The sequence below is a fragment of the Scytonema millei VB511283 genome (assembly GCF_000817735.3).
Taxonomy (GTDB): Bacteria; Cyanobacteriota; Cyanobacteriia; order Cyanobacteriales; family Chroococcidiopsidaceae; genus Chroococcidiopsis; species Chroococcidiopsis millei_B.
This window is the reverse complement of record NZ_JTJC03000013.1, coordinates 29624-46379: the sequence shown is the minus strand read 5'-3', so window position 1 is coordinate 46379 and position 16756 is coordinate 29624. Positions and strand designations below refer to the sequence as shown.

At 44.9% G+C, this 16756-nt stretch carries 12 protein-coding genes and 1 pseudogene; 6 read left to right on the top strand and 7 right to left on the bottom strand.

Translation table 11 applies throughout. The features are described 5' to 3' along the window. The first annotated feature begins 14 nt into the window (after positions 1-14). The 3 genes from QH73_RS25500 to QH73_RS25490 all read left to right on the top strand — a co-directional run bounded on the left by QH73_RS25500 (position 15) and on the right by QH73_RS25490 (position 8550). Positions 15-1055: a TauD/TfdA family dioxygenase gene (locus QH73_RS25500; RefSeq protein ID WP_039716921.1), complete on the top strand. Its 1041-nt coding sequence runs from the start codon at positions 15-17 to the stop codon at positions 1053-1055. Between the two features lie 16 nt (positions 1056-1071). Beyond that, positions 1072-7008, top strand: coding sequence for a non-ribosomal peptide synthetase (locus tag QH73_RS25495; RefSeq protein ID WP_236147178.1), 5937 nt, complete (start codon positions 1072-1074; stop codon positions 7006-7008). 156 nt (positions 7009-7164) lie between these two features. Further along, a complete protein-coding gene (locus tag QH73_RS25490; RefSeq protein WP_039716920.1) occupies positions 7165-8550 on the top strand; it encodes an aspartate aminotransferase family protein in 1386 nt (461 codons plus the stop codon). A gap of 232 nt (positions 8551-8782) precedes the next feature. Here QH73_RS25490 and QH73_RS28490 read toward each other — a convergent pair. The 6 genes and pseudogenes from QH73_RS28490 to QH73_RS25455 form a co-directional block, all read right to left on the bottom strand. After that, positions 8783-9196, bottom strand: a pseudogene (locus QH73_RS28490) (ISKra4 family transposase); the annotation flags it as partial. Continuing rightward, a complete protein-coding gene (locus QH73_RS29255; RefSeq protein ID WP_039716312.1) occupies positions 9085-9324 on the bottom strand; it encodes an IS1096 element passenger TnpR family protein in 240 nt (79 codons plus the stop codon). The pseudogene QH73_RS28490 and the gene QH73_RS29255, both read right to left, overlap by 112 nt. A 215-nt stretch (positions 9325-9539) precedes the next feature. Then, positions 9540-11030: a TonB-dependent siderophore receptor gene (locus QH73_RS25470; protein ID WP_052290198.1), complete on the bottom strand. Its 1491-nt coding sequence runs from the start codon at positions 11028-11030 to the stop codon at positions 9540-9542. Between the two features lie 134 nt (positions 11031-11164). Then, entirely contained in the window at positions 11165-11668 is a 504-nt protein-coding gene (locus tag QH73_RS25465) for an AMIN domain-containing protein (RefSeq protein ID WP_201278351.1), read from the bottom strand. Between the two features lie 229 nt (positions 11669-11897). Then, a complete protein-coding gene (locus QH73_RS25460) occupies positions 11898-12836 on the bottom strand; it encodes a helix-turn-helix transcriptional regulator (protein ID WP_165587782.1) in 939 nt (312 codons plus the stop codon). 139 nt (positions 12837-12975) lie between these two features. Then, the gene (locus QH73_RS25455; protein WP_132867545.1) at positions 12976-13221 is read right to left on the bottom strand and encodes a hypothetical protein; all 246 of its coding nucleotides are present in this window, start codon (positions 13219-13221) and stop codon (positions 12976-12978) included. An 89-nt stretch (positions 13222-13310) separates the two neighbouring features. Here QH73_RS25455 and lpdA point away from each other — a divergent pair, with 89 nt between their 5' ends. The 3 genes from lpdA to QH73_RS25440 all read left to right on the top strand — a co-directional run bounded on the left by lpdA (position 13311) and on the right by QH73_RS25440 (position 16174). Continuing rightward, a complete protein-coding gene (gene lpdA / locus QH73_RS25450; protein ID WP_039716916.1) occupies positions 13311-14741 on the top strand; it encodes a dihydrolipoyl dehydrogenase in 1431 nt (476 codons plus the stop codon). An 89-nt stretch (positions 14742-14830) separates the two neighbouring features. Beyond that, a complete protein-coding gene (gene trpC / locus QH73_RS25445; RefSeq protein WP_039716915.1) occupies positions 14831-15712 on the top strand; it encodes an indole-3-glycerol phosphate synthase TrpC in 882 nt (293 codons plus the stop codon). 204 nt (positions 15713-15916) lie between these two features. Further along, positions 15917-16174: a DUF5340 domain-containing protein gene (locus QH73_RS25440; protein WP_039716914.1), complete on the top strand. Its 258-nt coding sequence runs from the start codon at positions 15917-15919 to the stop codon at positions 16172-16174. Between the two features lie 46 nt (positions 16175-16220). On the opposite strand, the gene QH73_RS25435 is transcribed toward QH73_RS25440, so the two are convergent. Then, positions 16221-16403 (bottom strand): hypothetical protein, encoded by a 183-nt coding sequence (locus QH73_RS25435; RefSeq protein WP_132867544.1) that lies wholly within the window; start codon positions 16401-16403, stop codon positions 16221-16223. Positions 16404-16756: the final 353 nt, after the last annotated feature.

Here is a 16756-nt window from a genome sequence, read left to right as displayed (position 1 = left end):
TAGTCAACTTAACTATGAAAGACATCTCCAAGCCCAGCCTAAAAAACTTAAGCAACCTGCGGCGAAAAGCGATTAGCCTCTCCCAAGCAGGAGCGATCGCGATCGATAATTTACTGCCAAATCGCCCTTTACCTTTGCTAATTCAACCGACTAACGAGCGACTAGATTTGTGTGCTTGGGCAAAACACAATCGCGAGGCGATCGCCACACATTTACTGAAGCATGGAGGCATACTTTTTCGCAACTTTCAATTAAATGGAGTTACCGATTTCGAGCAGTTCATTCAAGTGACTTCAGGAGAATTATTACCTTACACTTATCGTTCTACACCGCGCAGTCACGTTAGCGGCAACATCTACACTTCAACTGAATATCCTGCCAGTCAATCTATTCCACTGCACAATGAAATGTCATACTCCCGTCATTGGTGCATGAAAATTTATTTTTATTGCTTTGAGAACGCTCAACAGGGAGGAGAAACCCCAATTGCTGACAGTCGCCGAGTTTTGGATCGAATCGATTCAAAAATTAGAGAAAAGTTTCAGCAAAAACAAGTCATGTACGTGCGAAATTATCGTAAAGAATTCGATCTTTCTTGGGAAAATGTATTTCAAACTACAAACAAATCTGAAGTAGAAAATTACTGCCGCAATGCAGGTATTGAGATAGAATGGTTGGATAAAGATCGGCTCAAAACTAAACAAATTTGTCAGGCGATCGCCACCCATCCAAAAACAGGCGAAACTGTTTGGTTTAATCAAGCACATTTATTTCACGTATCAAACTTAAATCCATCTGTTCGAGTCGGTCTTTTAGCTGGGTTTAAAGAAGAAGAATTACCGCGTAACGCCTATTATGGCGACGGTTCTCCAATTGAAGATTCTGTTTTGGAGGAGATTCGGGGAATCTATCAACAAGAAGCAATTATTTTCCCCTGGCAGACAGGAGATGTATTGTTATTAGACAATATGTTGTCATGTCACGGACGAATGCCATTTGTTGGTTCTCGCAAAGTTTTAGTTGGGATGTCCGAACCATTTAGTAGCAGTATTTAACCACAGAGGCATGAAAATGCAACCAGAAATCATCGAAGGTTATCGACTTTCCCCGCAACAAAAGCATTTATGGCTGTTACAGCAAAGCGATCGCCAAACTTATCGCACTCAATTTGCTCTCTTAATCGAGGGAAATTTAGATATAAAAGTTTTAGAGATAGCTTTACAAAAAGTCGTTGCCCGACATGAAATTTTACGGACAAATTTTTGTTGTTTACCTGGAATGACAATTCCGCTTCAGGTTATCGGCGATCGCAGTACAGTATCTATTCAATACGAAATTTGTAAAGATGCCAATATTCAAAAGGTTTTTATTGAACGACTCAAAACGTCCTTGGATTTAACACAAAGCTCGCTTTTAGATATATCTTTAATCAACTTGTCTTCACGGCAAGATATATTGCTCATTAGCCTTCCATCTCTCTGTGCAGATCGTGCAACTATTGATAATTTTGTGCGCGAACTTAGCCATTTGTATATAGCTTGTTTGGACGACAAAGAATTATCTGACGAACTCACGCAATATGTAGATATCTCTGAATGGCAAAACGAGCTGTTTGAAGCAGAAGATACTAAAGTAGGAGTAGAATATTGGTGCAAGCAAGACTTATTTAATGCTTTAAGCTTAAAGTTACCCATTGAAAATAGATTAAAACAGAAAGCAGAATTTAAACCGCAGTACCTGAGTTTCAAAATTGATTCAGATTTATTAGGTCAACTTGAAGCAATCGCACAAAAATACGATTGTTCTATTTCTGATTTCTTATTGACTTGTTGGCTGGTTATATTATGGCGTTTTACTAGGCAAGAGAAGATTACGCTCGGTCGAGCTTTTGACGGTCGTAAATACGAAGAATTAGAGCGATCGCTAGGATTGCTAGAAAAGTATTTACCGCTATCTTGTCATTTAAACGATCGCTCTCAATTTCAGGAAATCTTAAAACAAGTCGAACAAGCGACAGTAGAAATCGAGCAATGGCAAGAATATTTTAGCTGGGAAAATGTAAAGCTAGAACAAAACGATCCCAGCTTGGCATTTTTTCCAATTTGTTTTGATTTTTGGCAACAGCCGCAGAAATATTACACTGATGAAATTGCATTTGCTGTCATTCAGCAATACGTCTGTTGCGATCGCTTCAATCTTAAACTATCTTGCTTGCTTCAAGATGCCTCTTTGACCGCAGAATTTCATTACGATTCAACTTTATTTGACACAGCAGCGATCGAACGCTTATCCAGCCATTTTCAAACATTGTTAGCGAGTGCTGTCAATTGTCCAGAAGCAGAAATTGGTCAGCTAGAAATCTTGAGTCCAAGCGATCGCAACACATTATTAGTTGAATTCAACCAAACCCTAACCGACTATTCACAAGAGCGATGCATTCACCAACTTTTCGAGGCACAAGCAACGCAAACACCAAATAATATTGCTGTTGTCTTTGAAGATCGACAACTCACCTACGCCGAACTCAACAAGCAAGCTAACCAACTCGCGCATCGCCTCCAGCGATTGGGAGTAACGTCAGAGGTACTAGTAGGACTATTTGTCGAGCGATCGCTAGAATTCATCGTAGGACTTTTAGGCATCCTCAAAGCTGGTGGCGCATATCTGCCTCTAGATCCTGGCTTACCGCAAGATGGCGTAGCCTTCCGGTTGCAAGACGCTCAAGTCAAGGTGCTGTTAACTCAACAACATCTCGTCGAATCGCTGCCTCAATCCACGGCGCAAATCGTCTATTTGGACACTGATTGGCACGACATTGCGACTGAAAGCGATAAAAATCTCACCAGTGAGGTGAAACCAGAGAATTTAGTCTACGTGCTATTTACTTCTGGCTCGACAGGCAAACCCAAGGGAGTTGCAGTTGAGCATCGGCAACTACTTAACTATATAAACGCGATCGCCCAAAGACTAGACTTTTCTACCTGTAATAGCTTTGCTGCTGTTTCCACCTTTGCCGCCGACTTAGGCAACACGACAATCTTCCCTTGTCTGTGTAGTGGTGGCTGTCTCCACGTAATTTCCTCCGAACGTGCTGCCAACCCAGAGGCACTAGCAGACTATTTCCATCGCCATCCTATTGACTGTCTCAAGATCGTTCCTTCTCACCTCAGCGCCTTACTCACAGCTTCTCGCCCAGAACAAATCTTACCGCGACAGCGACTCATTTTAGGTGGCGAAGCTTGTAGCTGGCAACTCATCGAGCAGATTCAGCAATTATCAACGTGCCAAATCTTTAACCACTATGGTCCAACAGAAGCTACTGTAGGTGCAACCACCTTTGCGATCGCAGCAGAACAAACCAAACAAGTTTCTCAGACTGTGCCTCTGGGTCGTCCGCTTGCCAACACGCAGATCTATCTACTCGATCCGAATCTGCAACCAGTACCCATTGGCGTACCTGGTGAACTCTACATCGGTGGCGCTGGCGTAGCGAGGGGCTACCTCAACCGCCCAGATTTGACGCAAGAACGATTTATTCCCAATCCTTTTTGGGAGAGTCGGGAGTCAGAAAGCAGGGAGCAGGGAGTGCAGGGAGAAAGAAATTTAAAATCCCTACACCCTACACCCCACACCCCACACCCCACACCCCTCTATAAAACTGGGGACTTGGCTCGTTACCTACCTGATGGAAATATTGAATTTCTGGGACGGATTGATCGCCAGGTCAAAATTCATGGTTTCCGTATTGAGTTAGGGGAAATTGAGGCGGCGCTGAGGCAACATCCTGCGATACGGGAGACTGTAGTTGTAGCGCGAGAAGATCGACCGGACATCAAGCATTTGGTTGCCTGTATCGTACCGGAAAAACAGTCTGCTCCCACAACTAGCGAATTACGAGAATTTTTACAGCAGCAATTGCCCGAGTACATGGTTCCGTCAGCTTTCGTCAAACTGAAAGCAATGCCGCTTTTACCCAATGGTAAAGTGGATCTTCAAGCACTGCCAGCAGCAGAGGCGATCGCACCGGAAACAGACACGTTTGCCGCACCCCGCACCACTGTCGAGAAAATGCTGGCTGAGATTTGGCAGCAGATTCTCGGATTGGAGCAGGTAGGAATCTACAATAACTTTTTTGAGCTGGGTGGAGATTCTATCTTGAATATGCAGGTGGTTGCCAAAGCTAACCAAGCGGGTTTGCAACTGACCCCAAAACAACTGTTTGAAAATCAAACAATTGCCGAATTAGCAGCAGCAGTTGGCAAACACCAAGCGATCTCAGCCGAACAGGGAATCGTGACGGGTCGAGTTCCCCTAACTCCGATTCAACAGCGATTTTTTGCGCAAAATCTACCTGACTCGCACCACTGGAATCAATCCGTTTTGCTGGAAGTGCGAATCGACCCAGCACTGATGAGACAGACAGTGCAGAAAATAGTTGAGTATCACGACGCTCTCCGCTTGCGCTTCGTTCGCCAAGAGTCTGTCTGGCAGCAGTTTAATGCTGACTTTGACGGAATAGAGACGTTTACCCAAATCGATTTGTCGGCATTGTCACCCGCAGAGCAAAGGGAAGCGATCGCCTCTGCTGCTAACGAAATCCAAGCTAGCCTAGATCTATCATCGGGTTCCCTAATACGGGTAGCTTTTTTCGATCTGGGTGCTAGTCAGCCTAGCCGCTTGCTGATAGTCATTCACCATTTAGCCGTTGATGGTGTGTCGTGGCGCATATTACTCTCAGACCTCCAGACTGTTTACCAACAGCTTAGCCAAGGTGAAACAATCCAGTTACCACCCAAAACCACTGCATTCAAACATTGGGCAGAGCGATTGACAGATTACGCGCGATCGCCAGCACTGCAACAAGAACTAGAATACTGGCTCGCAGTAACTCGGCAACAAATAACTCGCCTACCGCTCGATTTTCCTGACGGCGAGAACACGGTAGCTCAGGCTCGTACTGTCGCGATCGCCTTGAGTCGAGAAGAAACCCAAGCTTTATTGCAGGAAGTACCAGCAGCCGCTCAAACCCAAATGGGTGATGTGTTGCTGGCAGCACTAGCGCCAGCTTTGAAACAGTGGACGGGCGCAAACTCACACATCATCGATTTAGAGGGACACGGTAGGGAAGCAATTTTTGACGATATCGATCTATCGCGCACTGTGGGCTGGTTTACTACCATCTTTCCGGTATTGCTGGACTTAGGCACAGCGAACGATCTAGGTGATACCTTAAAAACAGTCAAACAACAACTGCGAGCTATTCCCAATCGCGGGATTGGTTATGGCGTGCTGCGCTACCTCAGTGGCTCGCAACTAGGATCTCAAGCGGAGATCCAATTTAACTATCTGGGACAGTCCGATCGAGTCTTCCAATCGTCTCTGTTTGCCCCAGCTTACGAGTCTTGCGGTTCGGGACGCAGCCCCCAGGGAAGCAGAGCCTACTTACTAGATATTAACGGTATTGTGGCTGAAGGTCAGTTACAACTGGATTGGACTTACAGCGAAGCAATTCATCGCCGAGCCACAATTGAAAATTTGGCAAACAGTTTTTTGGGAATATTGCGCCAGCTCATCGCCTATTGTCAGTCCCTCAAAGCTATAGGATCCAAATCTGCTAACTTACCGGAAGTAGTACCTGCTGCTAGTAAAATAACTGCTGCCGTTTTAAAAGCTGAGGCTGTACTCGATGCCGCAATTCGTCCTGATACATCTTTTCAGCCTACAGATGATATTAGTTCACAAGAACTAGAACCTGGAAGATCCCCCCTAGCCCCCCTTAACAAGGGGGGTTCTTCCCCTCTAGCCCCCCTTGTTAAGGGGGGTTCTTCCCCTCTAGCCCCCCTTAACAAGGGGGGTTGGGGGGATCTCATTAGCCACAGTCAAAAAACACATCGAATCTTTTTAACTGGAGCGACAGGATTTCTAGGAGCTTTTTTACTCTACGAGTTACTACAGCAGACCGATGCTGAGATTTATTGCTTGGTACGTGCCGCCAATCTTGAATCGGGCAAACAGAAGATTCAAAACAATTTGGCATCCTATTTGCTTTGGCATGAGTCTTTGAGCGATCGCATCATCCCTGTTATCGGAGATCTATCGCAACCACTTTTAGGTCTTGCTGACAAGCAGTTTCAATTGCTGGCAAGTGCGATCGATGTCATTTACCACAATGGCGCGGCGATTAATTTGGTTTATCCCTACTCTGCCCTTAAAGCAACTAACGTGCTGGGAACTCAGGAAGTTTTGCGACTGGCAAGCCTAACCAAAGTTAAGCCAGTACACTACATTTCAACTCTCAGCGTGTTGTCCGCCAACGATCGCACTGAAACTAGAAATATGCGAGAACTGTACGAGTGCGATCGCCACCACATACCATCTTTTGGCTACGCTCAAACGAAATGGGTAGCAGAAAAGTTAGTTGCAACTGCCCACCACCGAGGTATTCCTGCTTGCATTTACCGCTTAGGACGAATTTCGGGGGATAGCAAAACGGGTGTCTGTAATACCAACGATCGCCTCTACAGAACGATCAAAGGCATTATCCAACTGGGATACGCGCCCGCTCTCGATACAACCGTAGACATGACTCCTGTAGATTATCTCAGCAAAGCGATCGTTCATTTATCGCAGCAGGAAAAATCTCGCGATCGCGTATTTCACCTCTGTCATCCCCATCCCTGGCGCTGGTTCGAGCTAACGAACTGGATGCGATCGTTTGGCTATCCACTTCAACCAATTGATTACAACCAGTTTCAAGCAGAGCTACTTAACGAAAAAATGTCCCCAGACAATCCCCTGTATCCACTCATACCTTTTTTTAGCGATCGCGACGAAACAGAATCTTCTAGCTCAACTCCAGCATCCGAGCGAAACATGGTGGAAGAACTTGCAGAAATCCCGATTGCGTGTCCGCCCATAGATCCCCAGTTACTCAATAATTACTTTTCCTACCTGATTCAAAGCGGTTTTCTCGATGCTCCTCATAGCAATTCTCGACTGCGTGCGTGACATGTGTAGGGGCGCACAGCTGTGCGCCCCTACAGATCGCGTGTTTTACCCAATTGGAAACCGTTATCAAGTTAATGTGGGATGCGTTGGTGTAACGCACCCTACCTGACAAATGACTTTTCAAACATTTTCTGCTCGAAAAACTTCATTAAAACTATGAAAACAACAGCCCTAGAGAACCAGTCCCGCCAGCAAACGTATTTGGAGCAATTCATCATGCGTTACACCGAGCGCACAAAAACATCAAAACAACTGGCGCAGACCTATCGCCCCTTTTTAGCTGACGAGCGAGGAACGGAAGATTTCAGTTTTCCCTTTAAAGAAATGACCTATCCAATCGCTAGCAAACGTGCTGCGGGTTCCAGAATGTGGGATGTCGATGGGAATGAATATATAGATCTCGTCATGGGATTAGGAGTCAATCTCTTTGGCTACAATCCTCCCTTTATTCAAGCAGCTCTGACAGAGCAGCTAGAGCAAGGCATACAACTCGGTTCCCAACTAGAGTTTGTGGGTGAGGTGGCAGAGCTATTTTGCGAACTAACGCGGATGGAACGAGTCGCCTTTAGTAATACAGGCACAGAAGCAATCATGACTGCAATCCGTTTAGCACGAACAGTCACAGGTCGCAACAAAGTTGCAATATTTTCACATTCCTATCACGGTCATAGCGATCAAACGCTGGTTCAAGCAGAAACGGTAGATGACAATCTGCATTCAGTGCCAATTTATCCAGGTATACCACCCAGTGCTGCCGAGGATATTTTAGTTTTAGATTTTATGCATCCGCGATCGCTCGATGAGATCGCAGCTCGTCGCCAAGAATTAGCAGCTGTGTTAGTGAGTCCGATCCAAAGACAAAGACCAGATCGAGATCCCCGCATGTTTCTCCACCAACTAAGGCAATTAACCGCAGAATCGGGAATAGCGTTAATCTTTGATGAAGTCGTGACTGGCTTTCGCCTGCATCCAGGTGGCGCTCAGGCTTTTTTTGATGTGGCAGCAGATTTAGCCGTATATGGAAAAATCGTTGGTGGCGGGATGCCAATTGGAGCCGTCGCTGGTAAGGCTACTTACATGGATCGCATCGATGGTGGGATGTGGAATTATGGAGATGCTTCCTATCCTCAAGCGAATCAGACATTATTTGCAGGGACTTTTCGCAAACATCCACTGGCGATCGCGGCTGCACGAGCTGTTCTTCAATATCTCAAGTCGCAAGGATCGACTCTGCAAGAGCAATTAGCTCACCGCACGTCACAATTTATTGCTGAATTGAATGCTTACTTTGCCACCAAAGCAGTACCGCTCCGCATGGCAAATTTCAGCTCGATTATCGGTCCTGCGACTTCGGGAATTTCTGCATCGTTTGAGAGTCTGATGTTGTTGAATTATAACTTAATCGACAGAGGGGTTCTGCTTCTACCTGGAGGAGGAGGATACTTATCCGCAGCCCATACTGATGAAGATATAGTTCGCATTGTGCAGGTTTTTAAGGATAGTGTAGAGGAACTCCAAAATCTAGGTCTGTTGCTTCAGTAGAGTTTTAGATTATGTTGTCTCTCTAATGAGTTGCAAACACCAGTAGAATCTTTTATCAGAATTCAAAACTGCTGTATGCTGTCCTAGTTTACTACTATCTGCTCCGCCCCATTCACTAAAATTTGAGGCATCAGCTTCAGCTTTCCGCCAGCTTTTAGCATTCATCAAAGCTGTGAAGACGACTCAATTTTGGTCAGTCAGCGTAATTTCTACTTTTTTATTTTCAAAATGTTTTGTCGTAGGAACGAACATATCCGACATCCATTCCCAGTACCAAAGGTAAATCAGGTCGGGGCAATTCCTGCCAATCTCTTGGACAACCTTCGATGTCTCCTCCTTTTTCTTCACTCAATTCGTCCTCTAAACGTTGACCAATTGAGTGTAAGTTATTCCGTACCGATGTAGTGTTGATTTCTTCTTCTGTTGCTAGTACTTCCTGCAATAGTTTCACACAGAGTCCGTAAGACATCAAAGAGCCAAACTTGGACTCTAGGTACAATAGTTCTGTTGAAGTGCGTTCTGGTAGTAAGTCGGCTAATGGGTTAAAGCTACGAGTTGGCTGTTCTTGGCACGGGCAGTGAAATAGTCGATGGCATTTAAGATGTAACTTACCAAATAACGTGCGGTATACAATCCCATTGCTATCTGGATAATGTAACGCAAATCGGCGATTGTGCTGTCACTGCGGATCTTTACCCTACGCCAAATCATGGGACTGATGCCCAGGATAACAATCTGAAGTTGGTAGATGGCAAGTTGCTCAGAATCTGACATTGGGTCATCTTACCGCATTGCCAGTCCATCTCCCCCGAAAAAAATCGCTCTCCTCATAGAAGGATTAAAAAGGTTAGGATCTCATCTGAGATTAAGCCAAAGGATTTAAAACTCTACTGAAACCGTTCCCAAGACAGTAAAAGGCGCACCAGAACGTATCCAGTCACCTTGGGATTCATAATATTTTTTGTCAAATAGATTTTTGAAGTTCAGTCCTACCCGCCAGTTGTCATGGCGGTAGAAAATGGATGCATCTGCTCTATGGGTGTGCCGCTGGCTGTCCGAGCGTTATTTGGCGCAAAAGAACGACTGTAGCTAGCATAAAGCGAAATCGGTTCGATGGGTTGATAAACTATGCCGATACGGGGTGAAAATGCTTCATCATAAAATGATTCATCAGTGATGTCGTCGGTGGAAAGGATATTTTCGCCTCTATAAGATTGAGTAATTGTGCGGTTATCAACAAAATCATATCTGCCACCGACTAAGAGTTTCAGATTTGGTAGTAAAGTTAATTGGTCTTGTAGATAAATAGCATGGGTTTCTATTCTACTTTCAAACTCAGCGTCAGTGCCATTGAGTTGAGTTGGAATTGGCGTACCATAAATAGGATCGAATAAATCGAGCGATGCAACTTCTCCGTCATCAAGAAACAAATTCACATTTTCTTGGGTATCCTCTGACCAATCAAAGCCTAGTAAAAGCTGAGGCGCGATCGCTCCTGTATTGAATTTTGCAATTAGGTTATTTTGCAAAGTGTAGATGTCATTGTCATTAAAAAGATTGCGCTCGTAAGACCGAATTACAGTACGACCATCATCCTCAAGTCCCCTCGGTCGAAAAATAGAGTTGTTAGAGCGATCGATTGAGACAGCGAAATTACTGCGAAACTCTAAATTGTCGTTAAAGCGATGTAAGAATGTTAAATTAATTTCGTGTCTTTCTGTCTCATCGTCATTACCATCAGGTTCCCCTGTGAATCGATTGATAGGAGCCTGAAAAAATCGCGGATCGGGGGCGAAACCATCATAATGAACACCATCCGATTGAATATAATCATAGCTTAATGCTAGTGTCGTGGCATCGCTAAATCTGTAGGTCAAAGTGGGGGAAATCGAAAATACATCTCGCTCCACAAAGTCAACAAAACTGTCAGAACTAGTGTAAGCAGTATTTAAGCGATATAGAAGCTTTCGATCCCCCGTTAATGAACCAGAAAAATCGATTGAAGGGCTGTAATAGTCATAACTGCCAGCAGTAAATTCAGCTGCATAGTAGGGTTCGCTCAGGGGTTGTTTGGTAATGTAGTGAACTACTCCACCTGGTTCAAACTGACCGTACAAGATGGAAGCTGGTCCCTTTAATACTTCGACTCGTTCGATATTGTTAGATGGAACGATAGTAGAAAATCCTTGAAACCCATTTCTGAGGGTGTCATAAGTCGTAAATCCGCGAATGTTATAGGCATCTGAATAATCACCATACTCTCTTTGGACGGTGACACCTGACACATTTCGTACTGCATCTGAAATTCTGGTAATTTGCCGATCTTCAATCACCTGACGCGGTACAACCTGAGTCGATTGGGGAATGTCGCGCAAGGGGGTATCGGTTCTAGTCGCAGTCGAAGCATCTGGAACGCTATATCCTTCTTGTTCGCCTGTCACCACGATTTCTTGTTCTTCATCTCCTGGTGACGTTACCACTGGTTGTTCGGGTTGTCCTTGTGTAGGGGGAAATTTGTCTTCTTGCAGTGTTGATTCTGGTGCTGTTTCTGTTTCAGTTGTAGGTGGTGTAAGTGCGGGTTGTTGTGCTGTAGGTGCGATCGCAGGTGTTAGAGTTAGGGTAACAGAGCATTGGCGAAGCCCGCCGCATCGCCTCTTCCCACGTCCACCTTGGGTAAATCTCTGGTTCCCGTCACCGTGACTCGAATACTATTCGTCCCCTGCTGAGTCACGGCAATAGATGCAATTCCCGAGCTGGGATTTTCCTGGCGAAAAGTTTTACCTTCTGCTAGTTGAGCGTTGGGAATATTGGCGACAAAGGTTTTGCCAAAGCTACTAGGAAAGACTTGCAATGACTTTCCATCTGGTGTTTCTAAAATAACTTCCAGTCCTTTATCTGTTTGTTGCAGTTGCACCGCAGTCACTTGGGAGCTAGTTTGTTGTGCCATCAAAGCACCCCCCTGTAGGGACAGCGAAGCTGGAGGGTAATCATCTCTAGATTCGACGACGTTAACCGCTTCTGCCAAAGCTGGCGGTGCAACAAGTAATACCAGAGTTGTTGCCAAAACTCTTAAATTAAGTAGTTGAAAACCCAATAAACAGGAACACAGTGCCTTCATCTCACTCACACCAATAAAAAATGATTCTCAGTAATGTCGTAGCATTAGCCTACGGAATCTCGAATCCCATGTCCATATCAGTAGAACGGCAATTTTTTATCCCAAAAGCGGCACTTAGCTGAAGTTCCTCAAAGCATCCGACGAATAGAATTCGCAACTACTTTTTTCCCATCTGGCATTCTTTAGGGGTAATACCAAACTTGCGCTTGAACGAGGCAATGAAGTGTTCTCAATGAGAATATCCGACCGTCTGCGCTGCATCTGCTACCCGCATTTTATTGACACACAGTAGCAATCGTGCCTGTTCCATGCGATAGTCGTGCAGGTAGCCGAATACGGTAATGCCAAAGATTTCTCGGAAGCCGCGTCTGAGCTTGCGATCGCCCAACCCTACCATTCTTGCTAAGTCTAGTAGGGATGGGGGATTGTCGAGGTGTCCGATCAAAATATCTCGTGCTTGATAAACGCGATCGATTTCGACGGGTTTGAGACTACTGAGAGGATGGATAGCTCGTTCGTTTTCTGCCAACTGATTGAATTGCAACGCTAGCAATTCTAAAACTTTGCTTTCAAGATAGATTCGTTCGATCGCACCCGAATATGGAGCATCGTCAATTTGTTTTAATACCCGTAACATGGTAGGTGTTATACCTCCACCCGATCGATGAAATCGCGGTGGATTAGGTCGATCGAGGAGCGATCGCAGTGGTATTGGTAATGAATCTAGCTCTTTGCAATAGACTTGCAACCAATCAAGCGGAAATTGTATGCGGATCTGTTTAACGCGATCGCCTGCCGACCACTGTTCGATTTCATTGATGTCAGGTAAATACAATAGATAATGCTGTCCGCCGCTTTCAACATAATCGTCTGAAATCTCTTTAATTCCTGGGGTAAGAACGTGATGATTGCCCGACAGATAAAACTTCGACACCAAAGGCATCAACTCATCATGTTGCCCCAATACGCTCTCATCGTGGTAAAAGTTGCCTTCCCAAATTTCTAGTTCCAGTCCAGAGTGGAATTCCACCAATCGAGTGTAATGTTCGCCAAAGCCATGTTGTCGCCTGGAAATGACATCGAATCCATGGCGATCGCAGTAAGTTTCCTCTTTTACCAGAGTTTCATGACACCATTCGTCAAATTCTACTTCAGTCAGTGACTCCATTATCCCCATGCCCGAATATCTCAATACCCAGATGTTTCAGTGTTGCTCGAAATGCCACAGACATTTCTCACGCTCGGTATCTAACAAATAAGAAAAATTCTTAATAGGACATTGTAGTATTATGCATTTCGCCGATCGCTTAAGCAAATCCGAAGAAGGGGCTAAAGAAAGACAAGGCAGACAAGAGAACTGAGGGAGCGATCGGGAGCGATCGGGAGCTGAGGGAGCGATCGGGAGCTGAGGGAGAGAAGAGGGCTGAGGGAGCTGAGGGAGCTGAGGGAGCAAAACAATTCACGCATTCAAAATTCACGCATTCAAAATTCACGCATTCAAAATTCAAAACTTCCCTACACCCCACACCCCACACCCCACACCCTTTCTTCACTACTCCCTACTCCCGCCTTCAGGAGAAACTTGCACTAAAACCTATCTCAATCAGAGAATAAGAAAAGCAACAAGCACGAGGAGACTTCAGTGAGTCAGGGATTCGATTACGATTTAGTCATTATTGGCGCTGGGGTAGGCGGACATGGAGCTGCCTTACATGCCGTCAGCTGTGGCTTAAAGACAGCGATTATTGAAGCAGCTGATATGGGCGGAACCTGTGTCAATCGCGGTTGCATTCCCTCTAAAGCACTGTTGGCAGCATCGGGACGAGTGCGGGAATTGCGCGATGCACACCATTTGAAAGCACTAGGTATTCAGGTAGAAAATGTTGGGTTCGACCGTCAGGCGATCGCCAATCATGCTTTAAATTTGGTCAGTAAGCTGCAAGGTGACTTGACAAATAGCCTCAAGCGTGTAGGAGTTGACACGATTCGCGGTAGGGGAAAAGTTGCGGGACAGCAGAAAGTCACGGTGACTAGCGATAGCGGCGACAAAACGATTACCGCTAAAGATATTATCCTCGCTCCTGGTTCCGTACCTTTCGTTCCCCCAGGAATTGAAATTGACGGCAAGACTGTATTTACCAGCGACCAAGCAGTTAAATTAGAATCCTTACCTCAATGGGTAGCCATCATTGGTAGCGGCTACATCGGCTTAGAATTCTCCGATGTTTACTCAGCTTTAGGCTGCGAAATTACCATGATTGAAGCCCTAGACCAATTAATGCCAGGGTTCGATCGCGATATTGCTAAAATTGCCGAACGAGTTTTAATTACTCCCCGCGACATTGAAACTTATGTCGGCATTTACGCCAAGAAAGTTATTCCTGGTTCTCCAGTTGTCATCGAACTGGCAAATTTTAAAACGAAAGAATATGTCGATACGCTGGAAGTAGACGGCTGCTTAGTTGCCACCGGACGCATTCCCGCTACAAAGGATTTGGGTTTAGAATCTGTAGGCGCAGAACTCGATCGTCGTGGTTATATTCCCGTCAATGACAGCATGGCTGTGTTATCTGGCGGCGAACCCGTACCTCACCTGTGGGCAATTGGCGACGCTACAGGGAAAATGATGTTAGCTCATGCAGCATCCGCGCAAGGAATTGTCGCAGTCGAAAATATTTGCGATCGCCAGCGTCAAATTGATTATCGCAGCATTCCCGCCGCTGCCTTCACCCACCCCGAAATTAGCTATGTTGGGTTGACAGAAACGGCTGCGAAGGAATTAGGAGAAGCGGAAGGATTTACCATCAAAACCGCCAGAACTTACTTTAAAGGCAACTCCAAGGCGCTAGCAGACGGCGATGCAGACGGAATTGCCAAAGTCGTCTACCGTCAAGATACAGGGGAAGTCTTGGGAGTCCACATCATCGGTTCCCACGCCTCCGACTTAATCCACGAAGCCTCAGCTGCGATCGCCAATCGTCAATCAGTTCATTCCCTCGCCTTCCTCGTTCACGCCCATCCTACCCTTTCTGAAGTCTTGGATGAAGCATATAAACGGGCAGTTCATGCTTAGTTATTCGTCATTTGTCATTTGTCATTTGTGAGGGCTAGCCACCAGCCACTAGCCACTAGTCACCACTCCCTACTCCCTACTCCCTACTAATGCAAATCCGCCGTCGTCCGCCAAATCCGTCTATTGATATCAGTTATTTGAGTTATCAGGTATCAGTGCCTGGTGCAAAGCCGCAGCATATTTTAGAAGAAATTGTGTGGCATAAAGAGATTGAAGTCGATCGAATGCGGGAGAAACTACCGCTAGTAGAGTTACAAAAACAAGCTCTTTCGTTACCTGCTAGCCGCGATTTTGTCGCTGCTTTGCGTCAAGGCAAGACTTCTCCATCTGTGATTGCTGAGGTGAAAAAAGCTTCTCCGAGTAAAGGCGTATTGCGCGAAGATTTCGATCCAGTTGCGATCGCGCTTTCTTATCAAGCAGGTGGCGCAAGTTGTATTTCGGTACTTACAGATAGCAAGTTCTTTCAAGGCAGTTTTGATTACTTAGAACAGATTCGCGCTGCGGTGGATGTGCCTTTGTTGTGTAAGGATTTTATTATCTATCCTTACCAAATGTATCTAGCACGGCTACGGGGTGCTGATGCGGTGTTGTTGATTGCTGCAATTCTGAGCGATCGCGATTTACAATATTTCATCAAAATTGCTAAAGCTTTGAAGTTAGCCGCTTTAATTGAAGTCCATACTCTAGAAGAACTCGATCGCGTTTTGGCTTTGGATGGCGTAACTTTAGTAGGGATTAACAATCGCAATCTAGAAAACTTTTCTGTCGATTTGCAAACAACTAGTCACCTATTAACCGCACGTCAGCCACAATTGAAACAACGAGATATTTTAGTTGTCAGCGAGTCGGGAATTCACGCGCCAGCCGATGTAGCTGTAGTCACCCAAGCAGGTGCAGCAGCAGTGCTAGTTGGCGAGTCTTTAGTCAAGCAGCCAGAACCAGGAACCGCGATCGCTTCTTTAATAGAGTGAGTAGTGCAGAAAGGGTGTGGGGTGTGGGGTGTAGTGAGCGATCGGTCATAAATTCTGACTCCTCAGTTTTGACTTTTAACTTTTAACTTTTAACCTTTGATTAGTGAGGAGAAAATGGGAAAGATAAGGCAAGTAAGAGAAGAACTTTTCCTTTCCTTGCTCTTCCCAATTACGACTTACGACTTACGACTTACAAGTTAACTTATGATTCCCCTCCCTTCTCCAATTCACTACGAAGCCGTATTGCAGTTATTAGAGCAACAAACATTACCTATTGTTAGGCAAGATCCTCTGTTGTCAGAGCAAGTGCAACAATTGATTATTTCTTTACGTAAAGCTGCGGCTCAACAAAAGCAACTGGAAGCTAGTTGTCAGCAAGCTCATGTAGATTATGAATTTCGTTGGTCTTTAAATCAAAGCGAATCCGAATTAGCTGCTACAGAGCATTCTACAGTTTTATGATTTTACAGATGTAGAATTCTACTTCATAAAAGTCAGCTCAATACCTCTAAAGTGCTTGCCAAACTTTGACAAAATAACCGCCATATCCGCCGCGAAATTTATTATAGGCGATCGTTTGATTGTTAGCACTGATAATTAGAGACTCTACCTCATCTTTTGGGAGAAAGTTTAGTTTCTTTCCACTAGATAAATCCCTGATAATAATTCCATCTTTGCTGGAAGTAATCATTATTGTGCTGTCGGTGCTTATAGCCTTCAGTAGATTACAGCGCCATTCAAAAGTATGAGTTTCTTTTCTCGTTTTGATGTCCCAATGCGTAATTGTATCGTTAGAATTAATAGTAATAAGAGTCTGCTTATCAGAACTAAGTGTTAGGAATTTAACTGGCTTTGTGAGAGCTTTAAAACTCCGAAGTTCTTTGCCTGTTTTTAAATCTCGCAGTGTAATTGTGAAATGGCAAATTTGCTGACCCGATCGCAAATCCCACAAGGCGATCGCATTATCTAACTGACTGATAATAATTTTTCCATCTGAGCTAGTAGTAATAAACTTTTCTGCTTCTGAAGGAGATGTAATAACAG